The sequence below is a fragment of the Candidatus Pelagibacter sp. HIMB1623 genome (assembly GCF_052047695.1).
Classification (GTDB): domain Bacteria; phylum Pseudomonadota; class Alphaproteobacteria; order Pelagibacterales; family Pelagibacteraceae; genus Pelagibacter.
In genome coordinates, this window is record NZ_JBNAJN010000013.1 from 59,280 (window position 1) to 84,947 (window position 25,668).

The 25,668-nt window shown below is 27.9% G+C and carries 32 protein-coding genes and 1 tRNA gene; 12 read left to right on the forward strand and 21 right to left on the reverse strand.

The annotated features are described in order from the left end of the window. Nucleotides 1-39 precede the first annotated feature (39 nt). The 15 genes from ACTTBN_RS04745 to ACTTBN_RS04815 all read right to left on the reverse strand — a co-directional run bounded on the left by ACTTBN_RS04745 (nucleotide 40) and on the right by ACTTBN_RS04815 (nucleotide 12,165). Nucleotides 40-1,485 (reverse strand): exonuclease domain-containing protein, encoded by a 1,446-nt coding sequence (locus tag ACTTBN_RS04745; RefSeq protein ID WP_440681253.1) that lies wholly within the window; start codon nucleotides 1,483-1,485, stop codon nucleotides 40-42. Then, entirely contained in the window at nucleotides 1,482-2,168 is a 687-nt protein-coding gene (locus tag ACTTBN_RS04750; protein ID WP_440681255.1) for a hypothetical protein, read from the reverse strand. The genes ACTTBN_RS04745 and ACTTBN_RS04750 overlap by 4 nt, the downstream gene beginning before the upstream one ends. A gap of 37 nt (nucleotides 2,169-2,205) precedes the next feature. Continuing rightward, a complete protein-coding gene (locus ACTTBN_RS04755; RefSeq protein WP_440681256.1) occupies nucleotides 2,206-3,303 on the reverse strand; it encodes a DNA recombination protein RmuC in 1,098 nt (365 codons plus the stop codon). 145 nt (nucleotides 3,304-3,448) lie between these two features. Beyond that, on the reverse strand, nucleotides 3,449-4,141 hold the full coding sequence (gene hisG / locus ACTTBN_RS04760; protein ID WP_440681257.1) for an ATP phosphoribosyltransferase: 693 nt from the start codon (nucleotides 4,139-4,141) through the stop codon (nucleotides 3,449-3,451). After that, a complete protein-coding gene (locus tag ACTTBN_RS04765) occupies nucleotides 4,141-5,193 on the reverse strand; it encodes an ATP phosphoribosyltransferase regulatory subunit (RefSeq protein ID WP_440681259.1) in 1,053 nt (350 codons plus the stop codon). The genes hisG and ACTTBN_RS04765 overlap by 1 nt, the downstream gene beginning before the upstream one ends. Further along, nucleotides 5,171-6,565, reverse strand: coding sequence for a histidine--tRNA ligase (hisS, locus tag ACTTBN_RS04770; protein WP_440681260.1), 1,395 nt, complete (start codon nucleotides 6,563-6,565; stop codon nucleotides 5,171-5,173). The genes ACTTBN_RS04765 and hisS overlap by 23 nt, the downstream gene beginning before the upstream one ends. 313 nt (nucleotides 6,566-6,878) lie before the next feature. Next, nucleotides 6,879-7,091: a cold-shock protein gene (locus ACTTBN_RS04775; RefSeq protein WP_075505957.1), complete on the reverse strand. Its 213-nt coding sequence runs from the start codon at nucleotides 7,089-7,091 to the stop codon at nucleotides 6,879-6,881. A gap of 80 nt (nucleotides 7,092-7,171) precedes the next feature. Further along, nucleotides 7,172-7,246 (reverse strand) — tRNA-Phe (locus ACTTBN_RS04780). 4 nt (nucleotides 7,247-7,250) lie between these two features. Beyond that, entirely contained in the window at nucleotides 7,251-7,466 is a 216-nt protein-coding gene (infA, locus tag ACTTBN_RS04785; RefSeq protein WP_023854397.1) for a translation initiation factor IF-1, read from the reverse strand. 2 nt (nucleotides 7,467-7,468) lie between these two features. Beyond that, nucleotides 7,469-8,752, reverse strand: coding sequence for a histidinol dehydrogenase (gene hisD, locus ACTTBN_RS04790; RefSeq protein ID WP_440681261.1), 1,284 nt, complete (start codon nucleotides 8,750-8,752; stop codon nucleotides 7,469-7,471). A gap of 2 nt (nucleotides 8,753-8,754) precedes the next feature. Continuing rightward, nucleotides 8,755-9,147: a DUF2948 family protein gene (locus ACTTBN_RS04795; protein WP_440681262.1), complete on the reverse strand. Its 393-nt coding sequence runs from the start codon at nucleotides 9,145-9,147 to the stop codon at nucleotides 8,755-8,757. After that, the gene (gene murA / locus ACTTBN_RS04800; RefSeq protein ID WP_440681263.1) at nucleotides 9,144-10,406 is read right to left on the reverse strand and encodes a UDP-N-acetylglucosamine 1-carboxyvinyltransferase; all 1,263 of its coding nucleotides are present in this window, start codon (nucleotides 10,404-10,406) and stop codon (nucleotides 9,144-9,146) included. The genes ACTTBN_RS04795 and murA overlap by 4 nt, the downstream gene beginning before the upstream one ends. 3 nt (nucleotides 10,407-10,409) lie before the next feature. Further along, nucleotides 10,410-10,970, reverse strand: a complete 561-nt coding sequence (gene dcd / locus ACTTBN_RS04805) for a dCTP deaminase (protein ID WP_440681264.1) — start codon at nucleotides 10,968-10,970, stop codon at nucleotides 10,410-10,412. 97 nt (nucleotides 10,971-11,067) lie between these two features. After that, nucleotides 11,068-11,268: a hypothetical protein gene (locus ACTTBN_RS04810; RefSeq protein WP_440681265.1), complete on the reverse strand. Its 201-nt coding sequence runs from the start codon at nucleotides 11,266-11,268 to the stop codon at nucleotides 11,068-11,070. A gap of 174 nt (nucleotides 11,269-11,442) precedes the next feature. Next, a complete protein-coding gene (locus tag ACTTBN_RS04815; protein WP_440681266.1) occupies nucleotides 11,443-12,165 on the reverse strand; it encodes a TVP38/TMEM64 family protein in 723 nt (240 codons plus the stop codon). A gap of 94 nt (nucleotides 12,166-12,259) precedes the next feature. On the opposite strand from ACTTBN_RS04815, the gene rpmH reads away from it, so the two are divergent. The 10 genes from rpmH to ACTTBN_RS04865 are packed head-to-tail and all read left to right on the forward strand — an operon-like array spanning nucleotide 12,260 to nucleotide 19,651. After that, nucleotides 12,260-12,400, forward strand: a complete 141-nt coding sequence (rpmH, locus tag ACTTBN_RS04820) for a 50S ribosomal protein L34 (protein ID WP_023854404.1) — start codon at nucleotides 12,260-12,262, stop codon at nucleotides 12,398-12,400. A 4-nt stretch (nucleotides 12,401-12,404) separates the two neighbouring features. Then, nucleotides 12,405-12,746, forward strand: a complete 342-nt coding sequence (gene rnpA / locus ACTTBN_RS04825; RefSeq protein ID WP_440681267.1) for a ribonuclease P protein component — start codon at nucleotides 12,405-12,407, stop codon at nucleotides 12,744-12,746. Next, nucleotides 12,746-12,994, forward strand: coding sequence for a membrane protein insertion efficiency factor YidD (gene yidD, locus ACTTBN_RS04830; RefSeq protein ID WP_440681268.1), 249 nt, complete (start codon nucleotides 12,746-12,748; stop codon nucleotides 12,992-12,994). The genes rnpA and yidD overlap by 1 nt, the downstream gene beginning before the upstream one ends. A gap of 1 nt (nucleotide 12,995) precedes the next feature. Beyond that, a complete protein-coding gene (gene yidC / locus ACTTBN_RS04835; RefSeq protein ID WP_440681269.1) occupies nucleotides 12,996-14,672 on the forward strand; it encodes a membrane protein insertase YidC in 1,677 nt (558 codons plus the stop codon). Next, nucleotides 14,672-15,538 carry an acetylglutamate kinase gene (gene argB / locus ACTTBN_RS04840; protein WP_440681270.1) on the forward strand — a complete coding sequence of 289 codons (867 nt, stop codon included), beginning with the start codon at nucleotides 14,672-14,674 and terminating at the stop codon, nucleotides 15,536-15,538. The genes yidC and argB overlap by 1 nt, the downstream gene beginning before the upstream one ends. Next, nucleotides 15,535-16,206 (forward strand): pyrimidine 5'-nucleotidase, encoded by a 672-nt coding sequence (locus ACTTBN_RS04845; protein WP_440681271.1) that lies wholly within the window; start codon nucleotides 15,535-15,537, stop codon nucleotides 16,204-16,206. The genes argB and ACTTBN_RS04845 overlap by 4 nt, the downstream gene beginning before the upstream one ends. Nucleotides 16,207-16,209: 3 nt before the next feature. After that, a complete protein-coding gene (gene dapD, locus ACTTBN_RS04850) occupies nucleotides 16,210-17,037 on the forward strand; it encodes a 2,3,4,5-tetrahydropyridine-2,6-dicarboxylate N-succinyltransferase (protein WP_440681272.1) in 828 nt (275 codons plus the stop codon). Nucleotide 17,038: 1 nt separating this feature from the next. Then, nucleotides 17,039-18,196, forward strand: coding sequence for a succinyl-diaminopimelate desuccinylase (gene dapE / locus ACTTBN_RS04855; RefSeq protein ID WP_440681273.1), 1,158 nt, complete (start codon nucleotides 17,039-17,041; stop codon nucleotides 18,194-18,196). After that, nucleotides 18,193-19,122 (forward strand): histone deacetylase family protein, encoded by a 930-nt coding sequence (locus ACTTBN_RS04860; RefSeq protein ID WP_440681274.1) that lies wholly within the window; start codon nucleotides 18,193-18,195, stop codon nucleotides 19,120-19,122. The genes dapE and ACTTBN_RS04860 overlap by 4 nt, the downstream gene beginning before the upstream one ends. A gap of 31 nt (nucleotides 19,123-19,153) precedes the next feature. After that, a complete protein-coding gene (locus tag ACTTBN_RS04865; protein WP_440681275.1) occupies nucleotides 19,154-19,651 on the forward strand; it encodes an SET domain-containing protein in 498 nt (165 codons plus the stop codon). Here ACTTBN_RS04865 and truA read toward each other — a convergent pair. The 5 genes from truA to ACTTBN_RS04890 are packed head-to-tail and all read right to left on the reverse strand — an operon-like array spanning nucleotide 19,625 to nucleotide 23,750. Then, complete coding sequence (gene truA, locus ACTTBN_RS04870; RefSeq protein WP_440681276.1) at nucleotides 19,625-20,365, reverse strand: tRNA pseudouridine(38-40) synthase TruA; 741 nt, start codon at nucleotides 20,363-20,365, stop codon at nucleotides 19,625-19,627. The two genes, ACTTBN_RS04865 and truA, sit on opposite strands and share 27 nt — an antisense overlap. Beyond that, nucleotides 20,366-21,286, reverse strand: coding sequence for a methionyl-tRNA formyltransferase (fmt, locus tag ACTTBN_RS04875; RefSeq protein WP_440681277.1), 921 nt, complete (start codon nucleotides 21,284-21,286; stop codon nucleotides 20,366-20,368). It abuts the gene before it with no gap. A gap of 3 nt (nucleotides 21,287-21,289) precedes the next feature. Beyond that, nucleotides 21,290-21,808, reverse strand: a complete 519-nt coding sequence (def, locus tag ACTTBN_RS04880; protein ID WP_440681278.1) for a peptide deformylase — start codon at nucleotides 21,806-21,808, stop codon at nucleotides 21,290-21,292. Nucleotides 21,809-21,832: 24 nt separating this feature from the next. Next, entirely contained in the window at nucleotides 21,833-23,593 is a 1,761-nt protein-coding gene (locus ACTTBN_RS04885) for a hypothetical protein (protein ID WP_440681279.1), read from the reverse strand. Further along, the gene (locus tag ACTTBN_RS04890; protein WP_440681280.1) at nucleotides 23,568-23,750 is read right to left on the reverse strand and encodes a hypothetical protein; all 183 of its coding nucleotides are present in this window, start codon (nucleotides 23,748-23,750) and stop codon (nucleotides 23,568-23,570) included. The genes ACTTBN_RS04885 and ACTTBN_RS04890 overlap by 26 nt, the downstream gene beginning before the upstream one ends. 57 nt (nucleotides 23,751-23,807) lie before the next feature. On the opposite strand from ACTTBN_RS04890, the gene ACTTBN_RS04895 reads away from it, so the two are divergent. Then, on the forward strand, nucleotides 23,808-24,320 hold the full coding sequence (locus tag ACTTBN_RS04895; RefSeq protein ID WP_440681281.1) for a shikimate kinase: 513 nt from the start codon (nucleotides 23,808-23,810) through the stop codon (nucleotides 24,318-24,320). Then, nucleotides 24,307-25,425 (forward strand): 3-dehydroquinate synthase, encoded by a 1,119-nt coding sequence (gene aroB / locus ACTTBN_RS04900; RefSeq protein ID WP_440681282.1) that lies wholly within the window; start codon nucleotides 24,307-24,309, stop codon nucleotides 25,423-25,425. Before ACTTBN_RS04895 ends, aroB begins: the two co-directional genes overlap by 14 nt. On the opposite strand, the gene ACTTBN_RS04905 is transcribed toward aroB, so the two are convergent. Then, on the reverse strand, nucleotides 25,402-25,662 hold the full coding sequence (locus ACTTBN_RS04905) for a BolA family protein (protein WP_440681283.1): 261 nt from the start codon (nucleotides 25,660-25,662) through the stop codon (nucleotides 25,402-25,404). The genes aroB and ACTTBN_RS04905 overlap by 24 nt on opposite strands. Nucleotides 25,663-25,668: the final 6 nt, after the last annotated feature.

Here is a 25,668-nt window from a genome sequence, read left to right on the forward strand (position 1 = left end):
TATTCAATGGTCAAAAATAATTATTTTTAGTTTATTAAATCAAGCATCAGAATATTTTTGCTCGAGATTCATCACATAATCATTAATTCCATCTAAAAATTTTAATTTTTCATCAACATTTTTGAAAGAAAACATCTTATCTTCATTCTCTCTAATCTCATCACACTCAGAATAAAATGCAGAAACAGTCCACCATTTTTCTTTATTAGTACTCAAAATTCTTGAAGCTATTCTTCTTTTAATTTTTTTATAAATTTCTTTTGGCAAAATTTCTGGAGCTTCATTAAAAATTAAACTATGACCAAATGTTACTAATCTATCATCTTGAAATTTATCTAATAGAGCAAATTTCTCCTTCCAATCAGCGTTATGAAATTTTGGAAATAAAGCTTCATCTTTAGATGAAACAAAGCCTCCAGAATATATTGACTCTTCGGGCTCAATATCTTCTTGGGAAGCTGTTTCCATTTTTTCCTCTGCTGCTTCTTTGAGAATATTGCAAATATCCTGGGAAAATTTTTCATTAGTTTTCATGAGTTCAGCTCTTTTATTTAACAAATTTTCACCAATTTTTTTATATGGATCTACCTTTATACCTAAGCTTTTATCTAAAATTATAGGAGCTTTATTTGATTTAATAGTTTTATAAAAACGAGGAGATTTTTTCATTTCTCTTTTTAAATCTTGGTAGTTTAGTTTTTGAAGTTCTTCTATATTTGCAGATAAATTTACAACTTGTCCCCATTTGTAAACCGGGTGCATACATGAATTAGGGTGCAATGGTGCAACTAAAAATAAATAATTTTTACCAAAAAAATTTTCATTTATTGTAAACATTTTTTCTTGTTTAATTAAATTCTCAACCACAACCTTACTTTTGGTTTTTAAATATTCGTGCCACAAATTAGGTTGCTTATCTTTTAACAAGCCTAAAACTTTAACTGTTAACTCAGTATCAAATAATGCAGAATGTGCATCTTTTGAGTCAAAACCATTTAATCTTGCAAGAGACTCTAGCTTCATTGATTTATTACCTTTATTATTTAATTCAGTTTTTAAAACATTTTCATCTATGGCAAATGCAGCTTTGATCATATTTAAAGCATCATGTCTTGAGTTGCCATCTGTGTTAGTTAAATATGGTTTTCTTAAAGATTTAAAAAACTCGCGTCTTAAAATCTCATCATCAAAACCAATGCTTGAAAAACCCATAAATGTAGCTGGTGACCATTCTTTAAATTTTTTTTCAAGTTGAGAAATCATTTGGTAATGGCTTAAATTAGCTTTGGAAATTAAATCTACATTCGATTTGTTAATACATAATGCGGTTGCTGATGGAACTCGATCTTGAGGCATCCTGCATCTATATGAAAAACGCTCTTTTTCATTAAAGTTTTCGTCTAAAAGTATTGCTCCTACTTCAATCATAGTTGCCCAATCTAGTTGGGCAGAATCTGTTTCAATATCCCAAATTACGTAATTCAATTTGCTAACCTCTGTGAGTAAAATTGCTCAACTTTATCCATGAACTGTGTTTGATAACCTCTAAATCGCTCTCCATCTATTACAAATCTTTGAAAAATGTTTTCTTTTGTACATAAAAGTATTGCGGCTTGGGTGATATTTGATCCATAAACTTTATTGTGTGCCATTGCATAAGCAGCACATTGTAAATAATAGTCATCAATCCACTCATCTTTCTTGGGTTTATTGCTTTGTTTAAAATCTATAATTGTTTCTTTATTTTCATAAACACCAATACAATCTGCTGCACCAGCATATTTTCCTGGATAATATAAAGTTGCCTCACAACCCCATATTTCATCAAGTTTATTTCTTAAACCATTTTCTATAATTTGATCAGCCATCATTTTTTCGCGAGTATTATCTCCAAGTAAATCTAAATTTAATTTTCCAAGTAAAAATTTTTCAAGATAGTCATGCATTGAACTACCTCTTGAAGTGGCTTCTCTTGAAATAATTTCAGCTTGCTTATATCCAACTCTTTTTTTCCATTCTTCTAATTTTGCTTTTTTTTCCTGAGACTCTGTTGCTTTTAAAATTGTTGTTACCGAAGGCAAATTTTCTTGATTGACTGAATAATGACGTGATCCTTGAATAATTGATCTTGTTGATTTTGGATAAATATATTTATTATTCCACTGCATGTAATTTCTTATAGTCGTTAATTGGGAAAAAAAGAAATTAATTTTTAAGCTGTCTATTACGTTCAACAAATTTTTCTACGTTTTCAGTTTGTACAGCTTTCTCAACCTGCTCAGGATCTTTAATACTTTCTAAAGTTCTGTTAATTGATCTTGCATCTGTTCCAAATTTATCTACTACACCCATAGCATCTTCTAATTTTTTTCTAAGAACAACTATGTTGTCGAAGTGTTTTGAAAATCTTGTACTTATTGTTTTTAAATGATTGTAAATTTCTGTTGCCCCTTTTTGAACTTTCAATGATTGAAAACCCATATGTAAAGATTGCAAATATGCTGACAAAGTATTAGGGCCACAAATTACTACTTTATATTTTTTCATTAATTCTTGGGTTAATAATTCTTTTGTACTTGGATCTTGGTATTCAGTTAACTCTTTGTATAAACTTTCTGTTGGAGCATAGACAATTGCAAAATCAGTAGTTTTTGGTGGAACAATATATTTTTCATTCACACTTTTAGCTTTTGCTTTAAATGCAGTGGCTAATTTTGCTCTAGCATCAGCAACTAACCTTTTGTCTTCCGCGTCATGACCATCAGTAATTGCTTTAAATTTCTCCACTGGAAAATGACTATCAACTGGAACTAAAACATCACCTTGAAGCTTAATTGCAAATTCTACATTCTCACTTGTATTTTCTTTCATTTTAACATTTGTCATGAATTGAGAAGCTGGTAGTAAATCTTTAATCAGTGCATCCAAACTAAACTCTGCAAGAGTTCCATATTTTTTAACTCCAGCCAAAATCTTGGTTATTCCTTCTTGGCTTTGATTTAATAATTGAACTTGCTGATTAAAATTTCCAACTTTTTCATCTACTTTAGTTAAAGCTTCTGTCATATCTTTTGTTACTCCAGTAGATAGATTATTAAATGAAGTGGACATTGCACCAAGTGAGCTATTAATTGTTGTATTTAAAGTATCCTTCAAACTTGAAATTTCAGATTTTAAGTTAGATATTTCCTCAGCTTCTTTATTTTCTTTTTGATCCTCAGGCTTAGATCTTAAATTTAAGTAAAGAATTGCTGAAACTACTCCCAGTAACAGAATTAAAATAACTAAAAATATAACTTCCATGAATCAGTTTATATCATATATAAAATATGTAATGGAATTATTATTAATATTTAAAATTATTATTGGTTTAGGAATACTAATTGGTCTTTATGCAATCTTTCGAAACCTAGATATTATTAAAATTATTCTTATTTATTGGAAAGATTTAATTCTTAGAAAGTAATCCAGCTAAACTTTGAAGTGATTTATTTTTAGACGATGATTTAGATATCATCATACAAGCTTCCGATTTTAAAATTTCACCATCTTTTAAAACTCTTAAATTATTAGCTTTTAATGTTTCTCCTGTTGAAGTGATGTCAGTAATTATTTCTGATGAACCAGTAAAAGGATATGCCTCTGTAGCACCTAAACTATCTACTAATTTAAATTGGGTAACCCCTTTAGAAAATAAAAATTCTCTTGTTAAATTTGGATATTTGGTTGCAACTCTTAATCTCTTCTTTTTCTTGTCTCTAAACTCAAATGCTATTTCCTCTAAGTCAGCAATAGTTTGAACATCAATCCAAGGATCTGGAATTGCAACTACTAACGTGGCCTTCCCGAAGTCATATTTTTTTATCACATTAATTTTCTTTTGAATATTTATTTCACTTTCCTTTAATAAATCAAAACCAGAAAATCCTAGATCTAATGAACCATCACCGAGTCTTTCTATAATTTCTCTTGCATGAAGGTACAAAATTTTAATATTTTTCTTTTGTTTAATGGAACCTAATAAATCTCTTTCTCCTCTTTCTGAAATTAAATTTAATTTATTTTTTTTAAATATTTTTAAGACATCTTTTCGAAGTCTGCCTTTACTAGGAATTCCAATATTTAAAATATTTTTCTTCATTAATAATTTAAATTTAATGCAGCCCCAACTGCTGGTATTTGTTTTTTTGACCCAAGATCAGAAATTAATCGATCATAACGACCACCGTTAATAATATTTTTTAATTTATTTTTTGACTTAACATCAATTTTAAAAACCATTCCTGTGTAATATTCCAATTGTCTTCCAAAAGAAGTAGAAAATACTACGTTTAGTTTTGAAACTTTGTTGTTAGAGACAGGAAAATATCTTTGATCAACCACCAAATTAATTCTATTTTTTTTAAAAAATTTATTTAACTCAGATGCAGCCTCGTTGATTGGACATTTAATTTTTAAGAAGTCTTTAATAATTTTCGAAACACCTTTACCTTTACTAGCTCTTCTTGGATCTTTAATTTTGTTATCAAATCGATTTAATATCTCATTAATAGTTCTTCCTGCTATTACATTTGATAAATCTTCTTTTAGCATTTTTAAATAACGTTTTTTATCAATTTCAACAATAGTTGGATCTACATCAGAGTTTGTCTCTAATCTTTTTAAAAGATCATTAAAGTAATCTTCCCTCCAAAAATGTCTTGATAATCTTAACTTCCATCTTTTTGGAATATCTAGTTTTGAAATTAACAAATTAAATATCTCAACATTTCCTATTGTTAATTTACCTGATGAATATTTAATATTTTGGAGAGATTTTAGTGAAGTATTGATGATTTCTTTATCATCATTTTTTTCATCTTTAGAACCTAAAATTTCAAAACCAATTTGATCTCGAATAATAGAGTCACTTTTATTTTCTGATTTTCTATAAGCTTGACCACTATAAAAAATTTTTTCTTTTCCTTTTAAATTATTCTCTAAGTATCTTAAGCAGGATGCAATTGTTAAATCTGGTCTAAGACATAACTCGCTTCCATTTTGATCAGTAAATGAAAAAATGAATTTTCTAAAGTTTTCACCTGACCTTTGAACGATATGATTTGCCTCAATAACTGAGGGTAATTCTATATATTTGTAACCCTTAGATTTTACTGATCTAAGAATATTTTCAGATAAGTTTTTTGATTTCATCTATTAAATTTGATTTTGAAAATGTTTTATTATTTTCACCTTTAACACCTTTAAGATTTTTTATAGTAACATTGCCTTCATTAAATTCATTTTCTCCACATATAACTGCTACATTTAATTCACGCTTATTTGCTAAGGTTAATTGCTTACCTAAATTTTTCTTTGTGTCTAAAAAAATTTCTGCATTAATGTTATTTTCTCTTAATTGATCTACAATTTCGTAATAATTTTTTAGATATTTTTCATCCATCACGCAGACTAGAACTGGCTTTTGATCATCCACCTTAATCTGATCTAATTGTAAAAGTGCAAATAACAATCTATCCACACCAAAGCTAATTCCAGTACCTGGAATATCTACTCCTTTAAATCTTGAGATAAGTTTAGCATAAGACCCTCCGGAACAAATGCTGCCAATATCAACTTCTTTTCCTTTATTATTTGTAACTTTAAAATTTAGGTTAGTTTCAACAATAAAATCAGAATAATAAGCTAAACCTCTTACAATAGTAAAATTGGTTTGTACTTGTTCTAAATTAAAACTAAATCCTAAAATTTCAAAAACTTCCTCAAGCTCTTTAATTCCTTCTTGAGATAATGGATTTTTTAAATTTTCTTTTAATTGTTTTAAGTCTTTTATTTTTAAGAAATTTAATATTTGTGATGCTTGTTCATCTGTTAGATCGGCACCTTTTGTAACTGCACCGCTTGCATCTTTTCTCTCTTTTTTAAGAAGATCTTCAACACCTTTTAAACCAAATCCAGGTTTATCTAATTTATCAATAGCTCTAATTACTTTTAATTGCTTATCTTCAGATATTTTTAAATCATCAATTAAACCTTGTACTATTTTTCTGTTACTAATATTGATTGAGAATTGATCTTTATTCAAACCACAATCTAAGAGTGTACTCGAGATTAAATTGCAAAGTTCTGCATTAGCTTGAGCTGGATTAACATTTCCAACAATATCAAAGTCGGCCTGCATGAACTCTCTGTATCTTCCATTTCCTGCTTTTTCATTTCTAAAAACATTCTGAATTGCATATCTTTTGTAAATTGATGGAAGCTCTTGGTTGTTTTGAGCAACAAATCTAGCTAAAGGACTAGATAGATCGTATCTAAGTGTAATATTTTTATCACCATCTTTGAATGAGAATACATCAGACATAGGGTTATCCTCGTCCTCTGCTAAAAACGAACCAATATTTTCACTGATCTCAAAAGAGGGTGTCTCTAATGGCTCAGCTCCAAATTTTAAAAAATTTTTTTCAATCACTTTTAAAAGTTGTTTTTTTAGAACTAACTTTTTGTTCCAACGATCTTCAAATCCAGATGGTAAGGAAGGATTGAGTTTTTTATCTTTTTCCATTTTAGTGGTACTTTGGGTAGGTTACGCTCCTACGACTTCGGATCCACAAACCGACGTGATACTATTTCACCACCAAAGCTTATCCTTTAGTTATTATCTTATTTTATGTGGAATGAAAATTATAATATAAATAAATAGCCTAATGGCTATGGAAACAGTTTCTGTGAGTACTTCTGTAAGTAGCTCTGTATGTATTATTTATATTCATGAACAGCGTTTTAGACAAAAATTATTAATATTCAAGGCCTAAATAAAAAAAAGGACGTTTATCTACTAGATGTAGAAAAAACGTCCTTAAGAATTAATGTCAAAATTAGTCTATTTTTTTTAAATTTACTGCAGAAGGACCTTTGGGACCATCTTCTAATGTGAATTCAAGTTTATCACCTTCATTAAGAAATCTCATACCAGCAGCTTTTACAGCTGAAGCATGCACAAAGGCATCTTTTTCTTTGTCGTCTCTCTCAATAAAGCCATATCCCTTTTTACCATTATACCATTTTATTTTACCTTGTAGTGTACTCATCTTGTTTCTTCGTCCTTTTGTTATTTATTATATTAATTAAGTTAATTTCTTTTCTGGGTATTTCAAGATCAAACTTTGGGTGGTGGCTGAGGAAGGATTCGCACCTCCGACACAAGCCTTTTCAGGGCTCTGCTCTACTCCTGAGCTACTCAGCCTTATTTATCCTCTAAAGATAATTCTTCCTTTAGTAAGATCGTAAGGTGTCATCTCCACAGTTACATTGTCACCTTGAAGAACTCTAATTCTGTTTTTTCTTAACTTACCTGCTGTATGAGCTGTAACTGTATGACCATTTTCTAATTTAACTCTAAACATTGCATTCGGAAGTAGGTCTATGACAGTTCCCTTGAATTCAAGTAAGTCTTGTTTTGACAAATTTATTTTCTCCTTATTCTTTTAATTACTGATTGAGCATGCCCAACCAAGCCTTCATAATTTGCAAGTGTTATAACTGATGGTCCAAGACTTTCAATACCCTTTTTTGATAGGTTTATGTATGAAATTCTTTTGTAGAATTCGTTTACACTTATACCACTTGAATATTTTGCTGAACCATTAGTTGGTAAAACATGGTTTGATCCAACATTGTAATCTGTCATGGCCATAACAGCATATTTACCTAAACATATTGATCCAGAATTTTTTATTTTTGAAACTAAAGATTTATAGTTCTTAACATTAAGCTCTAAATGCTCTGGTGCTATCTTATTTACAATTTTAATAATTTTTTTATTAGAACTTACATGCATTAAAATACCGTTATTTTTTAAACTTTTTCTTGCAATAGACTCTCTTGGAATTTCTTTTAGTTGTTTAAATATTTCAGTTTTAACTCTATCTAATAAATTTTTATCTTTTGAAATAAGTATGCACTGTGCAAGATTATCATGTTCTGCTTGACCAATTAAATCGCTTGCAACCCACTCTGGATTTGAATTCTTATCACAAACAATAGTTACTTCTGATGGACCAGCAGTCATTCCTTCAACCCCTACATCTCCAAAAACTTCTTTTTTTGCTGCTGCAACATAAGCATTTCCAGGACCAACAATTTTATCAACTTTTTTTATTTTTTTTGTACCATAGGCAACTCCTGCAATTGCAGATGGACCACCAATAGAATAAATTTCCTTAATTTTACATTTTCTAGCAGCATACAATACTGCAGGGTTCTGTTTTCCTTTGAAACCTGGATTGATCATTACAATTCGCTTAACACCTGCAACAATTGCAGGAATAGCATTCATTAATACACTTGATGGATAAGATGCAGTTGAACCTGGTACATAAATTGCAACTGAGTCTAGAGGCAAATATTTATACTCAAGTTTATTTTTAAATTTATCCGTATAAGAAATATTTTTAAATTTTTGTAATGAATGAAATTTAAAAATTCTATCATAAGCAGTATCAATTGATTTTTTTACTTTAGAATTTAATGATTTAATAGATTGTTGTATTAGTTTTGAACTTGGTTCAATTACAACATTTTTGTTAAATTTCTTTTCATATTTAATTAAAGCCTTATCTCCATTTTTTCTTACATCTTTAATAATATTGGTAACTGATACTGAGTTTGACTGAACCTTATTTTTTCTTTGAATTAACAAGGTATCCAATAATTTATCAAAATTCTTTATTTTACTATCTAAAACTTTCATCTCTATTCTATTTCACTTTGATCCTCTAATCTTGCCTCGATAGTTTCGGTGGTCAAAGCAATATGAGCATTGTTACTAAAAATAAGATTTATTTCATAATCATTATTATTTTTCAAATAATCTATTCCAATTAGCTCTAAAGTTAATTCTTCATTTGATTGATCAATATTCTTAGATCTCACCTTATCAACAAAATCAAATCTACAAATACTGTTAACTTTTTTATCCTCATTTTCATTTTCTACTTTTATTCTCTCAATTGATAACAAAAATACTTTATTAGAAGCTAAATACTTAATATCTGAAACCTTTACTTTGGCTCCTGAGGTACAAGCTGAAATTACTTGTAATCCCTCCTGATCTGTAGCAATGATTTTAGCTAAATATTTACTCATTTTTTTAATCTTTTTATTTTAATACCTATATTTTTTAATTTATTTTCTATTTTTTCATAACCTCGATCTAAATGGTAAATCCTGTTGATAATTGATTTTCCATTCGCAACAGAGGCAGCTAGTACAAGAGCAACAGATGCTCTTAAATCACTAGACATTAGTTCTGCAGCTATAAACTTAGTATTTCCATCAATAAATGCTTTGTTATTTTTAATTGTTATGTTTGCTCCTAATCTCTGTAATTCTGCAACGTGCATAAATCTATTTTCAAATATATTTTCTGTAATTGAGCTTTTGCCATTAGCCCTACACATTAATACCATTAATTGTGCTTGAAGATCTGTTGGAATACCTGGAAATTCCTTTGTTTTAATATTTTTGATAGGTTTTATTTTTTCAGGTCCTTTAATTGAAATTTTATTTTTATTTTTATTTATTTTTGCTCCTGTTTTTTTTAATAAGTTTAATTCAGTGCTTATTATTTTTGGATCTAAGTTATTGATTTCCAAACTACCTTTTGAAAGAGTAGCTGCTACACAAAATGTACCTGCCTCTATTCTATCAGCCATCACAGAATAGTTTATTGATTTTAAAGAATTAACACCATTAATTGTACATGTTCTTCCTATCCATTCAATTTTTGCACCCGCTAAATTTAAAAAATTAGTTAGATCTTTAATCTCTGGCTCGATAGCACAGTTTTTTAATACTGTTTTTCCTTTTGCTAAACATGCAGCAATAATAGAATTTTCAGTTGCACCAACTGAAATTTTAGGAAACTTGATAACTGCACCTTTAAGTTTGCCATTTGATTTTGCTATAATATAACCATCTTTAATTTCATAATTCATTCCAAGTTTTTCCAACGCAGATAAATGATAATTAACTGGTCTAGCACCTATTAAACATCCACCTGGTAGGGAAGTTTTTGATTTATGAAGTTTTGCAACTAAAGGTCCTAATACCAAAATTGAACCTCTCATTGTCTTTACCAGCGAGTAACTTGCAAAAGTTTTCATATTTTTTGGATTAGAAATTTTTGCTATTTTTTTATCTTTTGAAAGTTCAACTTTTGAACCAAGAGATTTTAATAAATTAAGCATGGTACTTATGTCTTTTACCCTTGGCAAATTCTTTATGGTTACTGGTAAATCAAAAAGCAAAGTAGCTGCTAATATTGGTAACGATGCATTTTTTGAACCAGATATTGAAACTTTGCCCTTTATTTTACTAGGACCATCTATCAGAAATTTGTCCATAAATTACTTTTTGATTTTAGCAACTTGAATAGTTGTTTGTCCCTGATATTTACCGTTCTTTGATTTGTAAGTTGTTTCTGGTTGAGTATCTGATTTAAAAAATAAAAACTGTGCTATGCCCTCATTTGAATAAATTTTTGCTGGGTTTGGAGTGGTATTACTTAACTCTATAACTATATTTCCTTCAAATTCATTTTCAATTGGAGTTACATTACAAATTATTCCTGTTCTTGCATAAGTACTTTTTCCAACACAAATACAAAGCACATCTTTTGGAATTCTAAAATACTCAACTGTTTTAGCTAAAACGAACGAGTTAGGTGGTATAATGCAGTGTGGCCCTTTTCTTTCAATAAAATTGTCATCTGAGAAGTTTTTTGGATCAACTAATGAACTGTTTACATTAGTAAAAATTCTATATTCATCTGAAATTCTGACATCATATCCCATACTACTTAAACCGTATGATATTTTTCCTTCTGCAACCTGATGATCTAAGAATGGTTCTATCATATTGTGCTCAACACACATCTTCTTAATCCACGAGTCAGGCTGAATAGACATTACTTAGATTTTTTTTTATTCTTTTTTTGAAACAATTTTCTTTTTTTTAAATTTTTCCTTAAAGCTAAACTTAAACGCTCATTTTTATCTTTAGAACTCATTCTTTATTTGGATTGGTCAAAAAATCTAAAGATATTGGTTTATTTGGATCAAGAGGTTTTGATTTAGGTTCTTCTTGTTTTGGGCCTTCTTTAGCTAAACGCTTAGCCTTTTTTTCAGCAAGCTTTCTTTCTCTTTTAGCTTGCTTTTCCATAAGCTTGTTGCCTTTTGTTGATTTATAATCGTAGTGAATTCCCATAACATTTTTTTTTAGTAGATATAAATCATTATAATCAAAAAATTAAGGCAATAATTTGAAAAAAATGCTTTATTATCAATAAATTACTAAATGTATTTTGGCTCCTGTAGTTAAATGGCATAACAAGTCATTGGTAATGACTAGTTCCCTGGTCAGTACAGGGTGGGAGCACCATTAACTTTTGTAAAATTTTTTTCTAAAAATAATTGAAATCACAATTAAAACAAAAAACGCTAAAAGAGGAATATAGATATCTGGAGAAAAGATAATATCTATTATTCCAGGAACTTCCGAATTTTGATCGATTACTTTTTCAATCCCACTTCCAATTGAAACTGCCAAAAAAATCTGAGGTATTATTCCTAAAAAAGTTGCAATTAGAAAATTTTTTACTTTTACATTAAATAATGTTGGCAATAGACAGCTTATTTGCCAAGGAACTCCTCCAATAAATCTGTAAATTAGCAAATAAAAAAATTCAGATTTTTTAAATTTAATTTCAAGATTTTGAAATTTGTTAAGAAATTTTTCTTTAATTAAATCTCGTAAAAAATAATTTCCAAATACATATAAAAAGGTTGCACCTATACTTAAACCAGCTACCACAACTAATGTTCCAATCCATTTCCCAAAGATAAAACCACCTATGAGTGCCACTGGAGATCCAAAACCTAGAAAAGGAAATACCCAAAGCACTGTTAGAAACAAAAAAGAAATTGAAACTAAAAATAAATTAGAATTCTTTAACTCAATTAAATATGCTCTGTTATTTCTTAAGAAATCATAAGAGGTTATCTCTTGAAGACTAAATTTTGAAAAGAAAAAATATAAAAATAAACTAACAATTAATAAGTAACATAAACCTATATATAGTTTAATTTTTTTTGTATTTTCCATGAATATTGTTATTTTATTCCCAAATCTTCTATTTGCTATTTTTATTATTGCTAATATAAAGGGGCAAAATTTATATAATTTAATCAATTTATTTATGAAAAGAACATACCAACCTTCAAACAAAAAAAGAGCACGAAAACATGGCTTTAGATCTAAAATGAAAACTAAGGGTGGAAAGAAACTTTTAGCTAGAAGAAGAGCCAGAGGAAGAAAATCTTTAACTGTATCAGTGTAAATTAATGAAAAGCAAAATTGTTGCTCTTTCAAAAAACGAAGAATTTAAAAATTTACTTAAGCAAAAAAAGTTTTCAAATAAGTACGTAACTATTTTCTTTGGTAAATTAATGAATAAAGATAACAAAAAACTCAATATTAGCTTTGTAACAAAAAAGAAAATTGGAAATGCTGTTAAGAGAAATAAGATTAAAAGAAGATTAAGGAATATTTTAAACGATGCAGTTAAAAAAATATCAATAAATTTTAACTATTCATTCCTTGTTATCGCTAAGTCATCTATGCTAAATAATGAATACAAATTAATAAAAGAAACGCTATTTCAGGATTTTGAAAAAATAAAATAATGAATATTTTTACAATTATACTTATTAAAATTATTAAAGGTTATAAATATTTCATTAGTCCTTTATTTGGACATTCTTGTAGATATTTACCTACCTGTTCAGAATATAGCATTGATGCTCTCAAAGAGTTTGGTCTGTTAAAAGGTTCTTTTTTAAGTATTAAAAGAATCTTATCTTGTCACCCAATCAAATTTTTAGGTGGTGGTGAAGGATTTGATCCAGTGAAAAAAAATTCAAAATTAAAATAATATGGACACTAAAAATATAGTAGCGGCAATTTCATTATCAGCAGCAGTTATAGTTTTGTATTCATTATTTTTTGCTCCTCCACCTATTACTAAAGAAAATATGGCTGAAGGAAATAAAGTTGAACAAAACAGTGATACACCTTCACTAGATCAAAAAGAGAATGTTTCTGAGATATCTAGAGACGAAGCTTTAAATCAAAGTGAAAGGATTAAATTTGAAAATGAAAGTATTGTTGGTTCTATTTCGCTTAAAGGTGGTGTTATTGATGATCTAACATTCAAACAATACAATGTTAGTTTAGACTCTCAAGAAAAAGTAACACTCCTTTCACCTAGAAATTCAAAAGATGGTTATTTGATTGAAAGTGGATTTATTACATCTGATAAAAACGTTGAAATACCAAATTCAAATTCTATTTGGAAAGTCTCAGGAAATAATAAATTAACAGATCAATCTCCAATAAAAATATCGTGGACAAATGAACAAGGTATAACATTTGAAAAAGAGATCACATTAGATGACAAATATTTATTTTCCATCAAACAAAGTGTAATCAATCCTACAGATAAAAAATTTGATTTTTATACTTATGGGCAAATTATTAGAAATGAAATGCCTGATATATCTAACTTCTATATCCTTCATGAAGGATTAGTAGCAACACTTGATGATGAACTTATTGAAGAAGACTATGATGACATACAAGAGAAGAAATTTTCAAGAACAGCTCAAAAAGGATGGTTAGGAATTGGTGATAAATACTGGGTAACTTCACTAATACCGCCTCGAGAAAAGGAATTTAAAACAACATTTGATTATAAAGATAAGTTTAGAGCAAATTTTGTTTCGACAGAGCCATTGGAGCTTAATGAAAACTCATTGATTGAAGAAACCTTGCAAATCATTGTTGCTGCAAAAAGAGTTGATGTAATTGATGGATATGCTGAATCTTTAAACATTGATAAATTTGACTTAACTATTGATTGGGGATTTTTATACTTTATTACTAAACCATTATTTTTTGGAATAGATTATTTCTTTAAATTACTTGGCAATTATGGCTTGGCAATTATAGCAATTACAATTTGTATTAGATTAGCATTTTTTCCACTTGCAAACTTTTCGTTTAGAAGCATGGCAAAAATGAAAGCCTTGCAGCCCGAAATGGCAAGACTTAAAGAGCTACACAAAGACGATAAAATGAAATTGCAACAAGCGATGATGGCTCTTTATAAAAAAGAGAAAGTAAACCCAATGTCTGGTTGTTTACCAATACTTGTGCAAATTCCAGTTTTCTTTGCTTTATACAAAGTTTTATTTGTAACAATTGAAATGAGACAAATGCCTTTTTATGGTTGGATACAAGATTTATCTGAGAGAGACCCCACCTCTTTGTTTAATCTATTTGGATTATTGCCTTATGATGTACCATCATTTTTAGTTATTGGAGCATGGCCTGTTGCAATGGGAGTTTCTATGTGGGTTCAACAAAAATTAAATCCTGCACCAACAGATCCAATGCAAGCAAAAATATTTATGTTCTTTCCATTATTCTTAACAATAATTTTGGCCCCTTTTCCAGCAGGATTGGTAATTTATTGGACAGTAAATAATATTTTAACTATGGCACAACAAGTTTTTATAATGAAAAGAACCACTGTTAAAACAACAACTTAATGTTGGATATTAAAGAAGAAGAATTAAAAAAAATTCTGCCATTAGATGGTCCTTCAACTCAGGAAGTAAAAAAGTATCTAGAAAAATATAACAATGAATACATTGTTATTAAATGTGGTGGCAGTGTATTAATTGATCAAAACCTTTTTGATATTTTTATTAAAGATATTTCAACATTAAATAAACTAGGATTTACTCCGATCATTGTTCATGGGGGTGGAAAAAGAATAAGCAATAAACTTAGTGAGATAGGTTTAGAAAGTAAATTTATAAAAGGATTAAGGGTAACAGACAAAGAAACTATTAAGGTTGTAGAAGAAGTATTAATTGATTTTAATAAGGAAATTATCAATGCTCTAGATCAGCAAAATTGTAAAAGTCAGAGTATTAATTCCAAGGAAAATAATATTTTAACAGTTATCCAAGAAAATGAAGAGCTTGGTTTTGTGGGCTCTCCTATAAATGTAGATCAATCAATAATAGATAAAATTATAGCAGATAAAAAAGTCCCTATTATTGCACCTTTAGGTTTAGATAAAAATGATCAAACTTATAACATCAATGCAGATACTGCGGCTGGCTATATTGCTAAAAAAATTAACGCAAGAAGGTTAATTATATTAAGTGATGTAGAAGGTGTTTTAGATAACAATAAAAATCTAATTCCAGAAATTAATTCGGAGTCTATAAAAGACTTAATTGATAACGAAACAATTACTGGTGGTATGATTCCAAAAATAAATAACTGCTTAGATGTTGCTAGTAACGGAGTAAAAGGAGTTGTTATAATAGATGGAAGAAAAAATCATTCTGTTCTATTTGAACTTTTATCAGATGAGGGATCTGGAACTTTAATTAGACAATGAAAAATTTAAGCCATATTAAAAATATTCTATTTGATTGTGATGGTGTTCTTTATAGCGACCTAGAGGCAGTATTTGGTCAAGTAAGCCGAAAAATGACTGAATATATCTCAAGTAAACTTAATGTAGATTTAAAAAAAGCCAAAGAGCTTCAGGCAAATTACTTTCACAAATATAACACAAGCTTAAATGGTCTAATGATACATCATGAAATTGATCCTAAAGAATTTTTAGATTTTGTTCATGATATTGATTTATCTTTTTTAGAAAAAGATACGGCATTAAGATATGAGTTAGAGAATATAAATTTAAGAAAATTTGTCTTCACTAATGGTAGTTACAAGCATGTAAAGCATATCACTACAACACTAGGAATTGATGACCAATTTGAAGGCATATTTGATATCGTAGATGCAGAATATCACCCAAAACCAGAAGCTAAGGCTTTCGATTTAATGATAGAAAAATTTAAAATTGATCCAAAAGAAACTTTATATATCGAAGATATAGCAAAAAACTTATCTATAGGTAAAGAACGAGGAACAATTACTGCTTGGTTAATTAATGATGAAGAATGGGGTAAAAAAGAATCTGATAAAGAATATATTGATTATAAAATTGAAAATCTTACTTTATTTTTAAAAGAAATAAGGTTATTAAAAAACCATTAAGTTATGAGTATAGAAAACATTATAAATGAAGCTTGGGAAAATAAAGATCAAGTTAATCAAAATTCAGATCAAAATTTAAAAGATACTATCAATCAAGTGATAGAAGATTTAGATAGTGGTAAATCTAGAGTTGCTGAAAAAATTAATGGTGAATGGGTAACTCACCAACATTTAAAAAAAGCAATCATGTTAAGTTTTAGAATTTATGGTATGGAAACTTTGGATGGACCATATTCTGCATGGAGAGATAAGGCTCATTTATTAAAAGGAAAAACAGCTGGATGGACAAATGATGATTTTGAAAAAGCAGGTTTTAGAATGGTTCCTAACACAGCAATGCGAAAAGGATCATACGTTGCTAAGAATGCAGTCCTAATGCCAAGTTATGTTAACATTGGTGCTTATATTGATGAAGGAACAATGATGGATACTTTTAGCCGTGCAGGTAGTTGTTGTCAGATTGGAAAAAATTGTCATATTTCAGCTGGAACTGGTATTGGTGGAGTTCTAGAACCAGCACAAGCTCTTCCAACTATTATTGAAGATAATGTTTTCGTAGGAGCTATGTCAGAGGTTGTGGAAGGCGTAATAGTTGGCGAAGGTTCGGTGCTGAGTATGGGCATGTATATTGGCCAATCAACTAAAATCGTTAATAGAAAAACTGGTGAAGTAACTCACGGTAAAATACCTCCTTATTCTGTAGTTGTTCCTGGATCATTACCAGACAAAAATAATCCTGCTGCACCCTCATTATATTGTGCAGTAATCATCAAACAAGTAGATGAAAAAACAAGATCTAAAACATCAGTAAACGATCTTTTAAGAGATTAAAATGCAAACCATTAATGAATTACAATTAGCCAAAGAGCTAATTCGTTACCCGTCTATAACACCAATAGATGCTGGAGTAATGAAATTCTTAGAAAAAAAATTAAAAAAACTAGGTTTCAAAACTAAAATATTAGAGTTTAAAGAAAAAAATAGTAAACCAGTTAAAAATCTTTATGCAAAACTTGGATCTAAAGGTCCAAATTTTTGCTACGCTGGTCACTTAGATGTTGTGCCTGCTGGAAACTTAAAAGATTGGACTGTAAATCCTTTTAAACCCTTAATTAAAAAAGGACATTTAATTGGACGAGGAGCAAATGACATGAAAAGCTCTATTGCAGCATTTGTTTCTGCTGTCAGTAATTTTGTTAAAAATAACAAAAAATTTAATGGCTCTATAAGCTTACTAATTACAGGTGATGAAGAAGGCGTTGCAATTAATGGTACCAAAAAAGTAGTCGAATACTTAAAGAAAAGAAAAGAAAAAATAAATTTTTGTCTAGTTGGAGAGCCTACTAATCCAAATAGATTGGGAGAAATGATTAAAATTGGTCGTAGAGGAAGTATGACCGGAAGACTTTCAATAAAAGGTATTCAGGGTCATGTTGCTTATCCTCATAGAGCTAACAATCCATCAACCGCTCTTGTTCAAATATTGAAAGAATTGAAGGAAATTAAATTTGATAAAGGAACAAAAGACTTTCAGCCAACAAACCTGGAAGTTACAAAAATAAATATTGATAATACAGCTGATAACGTAATTCCAGGTTTAGCTAAAGCAACTTTTAATATTAGGTTTAATAACAAACATTCATCGAATTCAATTAAGACAAAAATAAATAAAATATTAAAGAAAATTTGTCATAAAAATAAGTCAAACTACAAAATTGAATATAGTGTATCTGGTGAAGCTTTTTTAACTAAACCAAACCAAACTACATATATGATACAAGATATAATTAAAAAGATTACTAAAATTAAGCCTGAACTCTCAACTACAGGAGGAACATCTGATGCAAGATTTATTAGAAAGATTGCTCCCTGTTTAGAATTTGGTTTGGTAGGTAAAACAATGCATAAAGTAGATGAAGCAGTTTCTTTAAGTGATTTAAAAAAATTAACTTTAATTTATTCAAATATATTAAAGAATTATTTTAAGTGAAAACAGCTTTAATTACTTCTGATTCATACAAAAATCACAATACAGGAGATGGACATCCTGAAAAAATAGATAGAGTTACAGCTGTTATTGATAACTTTAAAAAATTAGATAACAAAAATTTAATTTGGAAAAAGCCTTCAAAATTTGAAAAATCAATTTTAATAAAAACTCACTCTTCTGAATATATTGATCATGTCGATCGATCGTACCCTCAAAATGGATTTAATTTTTTAGATGGAGATACAGTTGTCTCCCCTGGTAGTAAAGAAGCAACAATGGACGCTGTTGGATCAATTATTGCAGCGATTGATGGTGTGAAAGAAAAAGAATTTAAAAATGCCTTTTGTGCAGTGAGACCCCCAGGTCATCACGCAGAAAAAGAGAAAGCAATGGGCTTTTGTATTTACAACAATGTAGCAGTTGGAGCTAATTATTTAATTGAAAAATATGGTTATAAAAAAATAGCAATAATTGATTTTGATGTCCATCATGGAAATGGGACGCAAGATATTTTTTTCAATAATGAAAAAGTTTTATATATTTCCACTCATCAATTTCCATATTATCCAGGTTCAGGTTCAGAAAAAGAAATTGGAAAATTTAATAATATCTTAAATATTCCACTAGAAGCTGGAACAAGTGCTTTAGAATATTTAAATGCATATGAATTAGTATTAAATAAATTAAAAGAATTTAAACCAGAATTTCTATTATTTTCTGCAGGTTTTGATGCTCATATGGATGATCCATTAGCACAATTAAAACTTAATGCTGAAGATTATTACACAATTACAAAAAGAACTTTAGAAATTTCAAAATCATTTTGTGGAGGTAATGTAGTATCTATACTAGAAGGTGGATATGACTTAAAAGCACTACAAGATAGTACTCAAAGACATGTTGATGCTTTAATAGAATTTAATTGATAATTCCAAATAAAAAACTAAATAAAACTCAGTGAAATTATATAAAATTAAAAAGTCTGATATCGATAAAAAAGGCAGAGGACTTTATGCTACTAGAGATATCAAAAAAGGGACCAAGATAATTGATTACGTTGGTAAACTAATTACAAAAAAACAAACAGAGGAATCTGATAAATATGATAATAGTAAACCAATCTATTTATTTACTATCAATAAGAGATATGACCTTGATGGAGATTTTTCATGGAATACTGCGGGATTAATTAATCATTCTTGTGACAATAATTGTGATTATGATGGCAAAGGTCTAAAAATTTGGGTTAAAGCAATTAAAGATATCAAAAAAGGTGAAGAATTTACCTGTGATTATGGTTTTGGTTATGATGAAAATTACAAACAATTTCCATGTAAGTGCAAATCAAAAAATTGTTGTGGATATATTGTAAGGGCAGAATCTAGATGGCGAATAAATAAAAAATTTGCCATGAGTAACAAAAAAAATCTAATAAAAAACTTTAAACAAAAATAAACCAGTAGGTGGTGCTGGAGGAGCGCACATTAATCTTTTTTTAGATTTTAAAGCTTTATCAAATTTTTTTAAATCCCATTTATTTTCACCTAGATATTTTAAACACCCAACCATAGATCTCACCTGCTGTTGAAGAAAAGATTGAGATTTAAAATGAATTTCTATTTTATTATTTAAATATTTTAATTTTACAAAATCCATTGTTCTAATTGGACTTTTTGCATTACAACTTGACGCTCTAAATGTTGAAAAATCTTTAGTTCCAACTAATTTTTTTGCCCCTAATTTCATCAAATCTAAATCTAATTTTTTTCTTACATGCCAAACTTGGTTTTTTTCAATGACAGGTGAACTTGTTCTATTTAAAATGACATATTTATAAACCCTCTTTTTTGCAGTAAATCTTGAATGAAAGTTACTGCTCCTTTTTCTTATTTTAAGGATTGCAATATTTTCATTTTTTAAAAAGTGATTAATTGAGTTAATAAACTTATCTAAGTTAAATAATTTATTTTTTAAATCAAAATGTGCGGACTGCTCGATAGCATGAACACCAGCATCTGTTCTACCCGATCCAACTATAGTAACATTTTCTTTTAATAACTTTCTAATTTTGTCTTGAAGTATTCCTTGAATGGTTTTATTTTTTTTTTGAATTTGCCAACCTTTGTAATTTGTACCTAAATATTCTATCAAAAGCTGATATCTAAACATTTATATCTTAGAGCCTTTTTTTATCTGCGAACCTTGAATAAATTCACCAATATTTTGAGGTCTTTTTCCTTGCCTCTGAATTTCCTTAATAATTATCGATTGATTATTTCCACAAGCGATTTCAAGATTATCACTCAATACTGACCCTGGATTTCCTTGAACTCTTCCGATTTGAGCTTTTAAAATTTTATATCTCTCTCCATTAAAAATAAAAAATGCTCCTGGTGATGGATATAAACCGTTTATCTTACCAATAATTTTTTCAGCATTTTCATCCCAATTAATTTGACCTTCAGCTTTTTGAATTTTAGATGCATAGGTTGCATTCAAATGATCTTGCTCAACAAAATTTGCTTTATCCTCTAAAATATCATCTACATTATCTAAAATTTTCTCTGCTGCTAAATTAGAGAGCTTTTCACTTATTTCTAATGCATTTATATTGTTATTAAGTTCAATTTTATAACTATTACAAACTGGACCAGTATCTAATTTTTCAGCAATTCTCATAATACTTATTCCAGTTTCTTGATCTAAATTCATAATTGATCTTTGAATTGGTGCAGCTCCTCTCCATTTAGGTAATAAGGATGCGTGAATATTTATAAAACCTTTTTTAGCTAAACTTAGAAACTTTTTAGGTATGATTTGTCCATAAGCTACAACTACAGCTAAATCTGCATCTAAAGATTTTAAATAATTATACTCATCTTCATTATTTAATATTGATGGGGTCCTATATTCTAAATTCAGAGTTTCAGAAATACCTTGTATTGGAGACTTATTTATTTTCTGTCCTCTTTGTGATTTTTGAGGAGGCTGTGTATATACACATGAAATATTGTATCCATTTTGATATAAAGATTTTAAAATTGGTACAGCAAACATGGGTGTACCCATAAAAATTAGCTTTTTAACCATTTATTAAACTTCAGCTGAATTTGATTTTAATTTAGAAAGTTTTTTGATGATCATTGATCTTTTTAATTTTGAAAGATAATCAATAAATAAAATTCCTTCTAAATGATCCATTTCATGTTGAATACATGTAGCGAGTAATCCATCTGCTTTTATCAATTGTTTCTTTCCATCATAATCTAAATATTCTACCTCACATTTGCTTGGTCTATCAATTTCAGCAAATTGATTTGGAACAGATAAACAACCTTCTTCATATGTAGCTTTTAATGGATCTTTATTTTTTATTACTGGATTAACAAAATATCTAGGCTCTTTTTTATTTTCATCCTTACTAATGTCCATCACTATAATTCTTTTTGGTACACCAATTTGAATTGCAGCAAGTCCAATTCCATTTGCGTCGTACATTGTATCCAGCATATCATCCATTAATTTTTGTTCTTCACTACCCACAACTGCCACAGGTTTTGAAATTTGTCTAAGCAACTTATTTGGTTCTGTAATTATTGTTCTAATAGCCATAAAAATATTATGTTATTATAATTATTATACTTTTAAAGGAAGAACTTTTAATAAAAGTTTGTTTCTAATTAAATCAGCATTTATTTGGTTTAACGCAGTTGAAATTACATACAGTCTTTTTTCATCAATGTTTTCTAATTGATCTTTACCAATAATTTCAATTAAGGATAACAAAACAGTTCCAACTTCCTTTGCATCTATCAATGCTTGCAAATTATCATCTAATTCATAAGGTTTTGCTGAATATAAATTGTCATATTCGCTTGGTATTTCTACACCATCTGATTTGAGACTTTCTATAAAAATCATATCTTTTATATTTAAAGTTTCATTGCTAAACACAATTTTATCTAAAAACTTTTTAATATCTTCTTGAATTTCAGATTTAGAGTAATCACCTCTAAAATAATTAACCCATTTAGACTGATGCAAAATTTTATTATTATACTCTATTTTTTTAAATTCTTTATTCCCACTTTTTAAATAATTATTATAAAAAGAAAGATAATCTGAAGGCACATCTTCAACTTGAATTTCACTTAAAAATTTATTTAATTCTAAATCAAAAGCTAATCCAATTTGGTTTTGTTCAAATAAATTTTTTAATAACTTTGAATATTCTAATTTTAATTTTGGTTCTTTAGTTAATAAAGCCCTTTGATATATTAATGCTCTAGCTTCTATTGGAGACAATGATTTGTATACTTCTCTAGCATTTATTAGTTGATCAATATTGAATTGGAATTTTTTATAGTGCTCAAATAAATCTTTTTCAGAGAAAATTTTATAATGTATGGCTTTCTCAATTACTGAAATTTTATTTTTATCATTAATATCAATATTTTCTAAATCAGGTAGTAAATTTGTATTTGATAAATATTTCCAAATTAGTTGAGAAGTATTTTCATTGGGTTCAAATAAAAAATTTGAATTTGTTCTATGAGCTAAATGAAAATCTAGTACTGAAGACTCAGAAGTTTCTTTACTTGCTTCTTCAATGTAACCAAATAAGTAATTAATTTTATTTTCATAGTATTCATCCTCAAAACCTAATTCTTTTTTAAGATCTAAAATTAATTGCGCCTCCTCATTTTTTCCATAATTAATCAAACAATATAAATTAAATTTAGACAAATATTCATCTTCAACAGGTTCGTTAATTTTTGTAAAAAATTCACAAGATTTTTTTATGTCTGCTTGAGACAAATAATTATCTAGCAAATGTCTTGTAAGTTTAGGATGAGAATTTACAATTTGATTGTTAATTAAAAATTCTTCAATTAATTCCAAATTAGAGTTTTTAATTAACCAATCTGACTTAAATTTTAAAAACTCATTTTCGCTAATATTATTATTGGGATAGTGAGCATTTGTTAGTAAAGAAACCTCCATAATATCTAATGCATCATCGGAAAGGTCAATTTTTTCAATGTTGCTGAAGAGATTTTTTAATTTTTGACCATCTGAATTTATCCACATATCAATAGTCAGTCCATGCTCTTGTGGATCATATAAACCAACAATTTTTACATCATTTGATATTAAATCTTCGTCTAACTTAATAGTGTCATTTTTTTTATCAGATTGCATATCAAAAACACTTACCTGTTCATTGTTGCTTATATTTTCAGTTGAAATATTTGTCTCTTTAACAGTGTCTGTGTCTTTTTTTTCAAGGTTCCAAATATCTATAGGCTTATCCTCTGCTTTTGCTGTATAAATGGAAATCAAATAAGTTAAAAAAATTAAAACAATTTTTTTATTTAACGATTTTAAAGTTTTCATTTGGAATAATTTTTTCTATTTCCTTTTTTGGAGAAGGGAAATCGATTGAATTTAGAATTAAAACAATACCTAGAATAACTGCTAATCCAAAAATAGATTTAACAACAAGACCAATTGCACTTTTTTTAGGTGAACTTGTATTTTTATCAAATTGCATATAACTTTAGTTAATTTCAAATTAAGACATATTTGTGTTTTTTCAATATTTAAACTTATGAAATCAAAAAAAAATCTTGTTTTTTTAGGTATGATGGGTTCAGGAAAGAGCTCTATAGGCTCTTTAGTTGCAAAAAAATTTAAATTAAATTTTCTTGATATAGATAAGGAAATTGAAAAATATTTAAACACAACAATCAGAAAAATATTTGAAACAAAGGGAGAGGAATACTTTAGAAAAGTTGAAGAAAAAATGACTCTAAAAAAGTTAAAACTTAATTCAACAGTTATCTCTCTAGGGGGAGGTGCATTTGCAAACAAAAATATTAGAAATGAAGTTTTAAAAAATCATTTTTCATTTTGGCTAAATTGGAATGATAAAATTTTAATTGAAAGGATTAAAAATAGCAAAAAAAGACCTTTAACAATAAATGCAACAGATGATGATTTAATTGAATTAATTAAAAAACGAACTAACATTTATTCTAAAGCTTTATATGAAATTAAATGTGATAATTTAACAAAAAATGAAATTGTAAAAAAAATTCAAGAAATTTATGAAGCCAATTAAATTGAAAATTAAAACTAAAACTCAAAATTATCCAATTATAATTGGATCAAATTTAATATCTAAATTTTCTCAAATAAATAAACAAAACTCTTTATCATTCAATAAGTGTCTTATTGTTGTTGATAAGAATGTTCCAAAAAAATTTATTACTGAAATAAAAAAATCTCTGAAAAAAAATGAAGTTTTTATTTGTTTTTTTAAAGCTAATGAAACTAATAAAAATTTTCCTATTATAAATAAGATACTAGATACGCTATTAAGCAAAAACTTCTCTAGAGAAGATTGTTTAATTTCTATTGGTGGAGGTATTACAGGTGATGTCAGTGGCTTTGCAGCAAGCATATTTAAAAGAGGAATGAAATTTATAAATGTACCGACTACACTTTTGTCCCAAGTGGATTCCTCAATTGGAGGTAAAACTGGAATAAACTCTAGTCATGGGAAAAACTTGATTGGTAGTTTTTACCAACCTAATTTAGTTTTATCAGATATTAATTTTCTTAAATCTCTTCCAAAACGAGAAATAGCTTGTGGTTATGGTGAGATTTTAAAACACTCTCTGATTAATGATAGAAAGTTTTTTCATTTTTTAGATAAAAATGTAAATAAAATTCTTCAACTATCATCACCTATAATTGAAAAAACAATTTATGAGAGTTGTAAAATTAAAAAAATTGTAGTTGAAAAAGATGAGAAAGAAAAAAATTTAAGGAAAATTTTGAATTTTGGACATACTTTTGGGCATGCTTATGAAGCAAGTTTAAATTATAGTAAAAAACTAAATCATGGAGAAGCGGTTATACTGGGTATGAAAACTGCATTAACCTATAGTTTTAATTTAAAATTACTTAACAAAAGAGATTTTGAGCTAATAATAAATCATATCAATAGTTTAAAACTTACAAATTCTATCGATAAATTTTTTACAGTAAAATATTTAAATAAAATATTATTTTTTATGACAAAAGATAAAAAAAACAAATCTCAAAAAATTAGTTTAGTACTTTTAAAAAAAATTGGATCTCCTTTAATAAACAAAGAATTTTCAAAAAATAAGTTAAAAATATTTTTAAATAATTATTTAAGAAATAAAAATTTGGATTGAGTGTATCGTTTCTTTGAGTTCTTGATCTAATATTTTGTAAATTTTTTTATTACTTTCAATTCTACTCAGATTTTTTAATTCATCGGAAACTATATTTAATTTTAGGTGAAACTTTCCCTCTTGATTTCCTTTATGGTTTTTATGTAAAAAAGATTTATCCTCAATTTCAATATTTTGAATATTAATTTGATCTGATAATTTTTTTTTTATAATTGCAATTAATTTATTTATATCCATATAGTA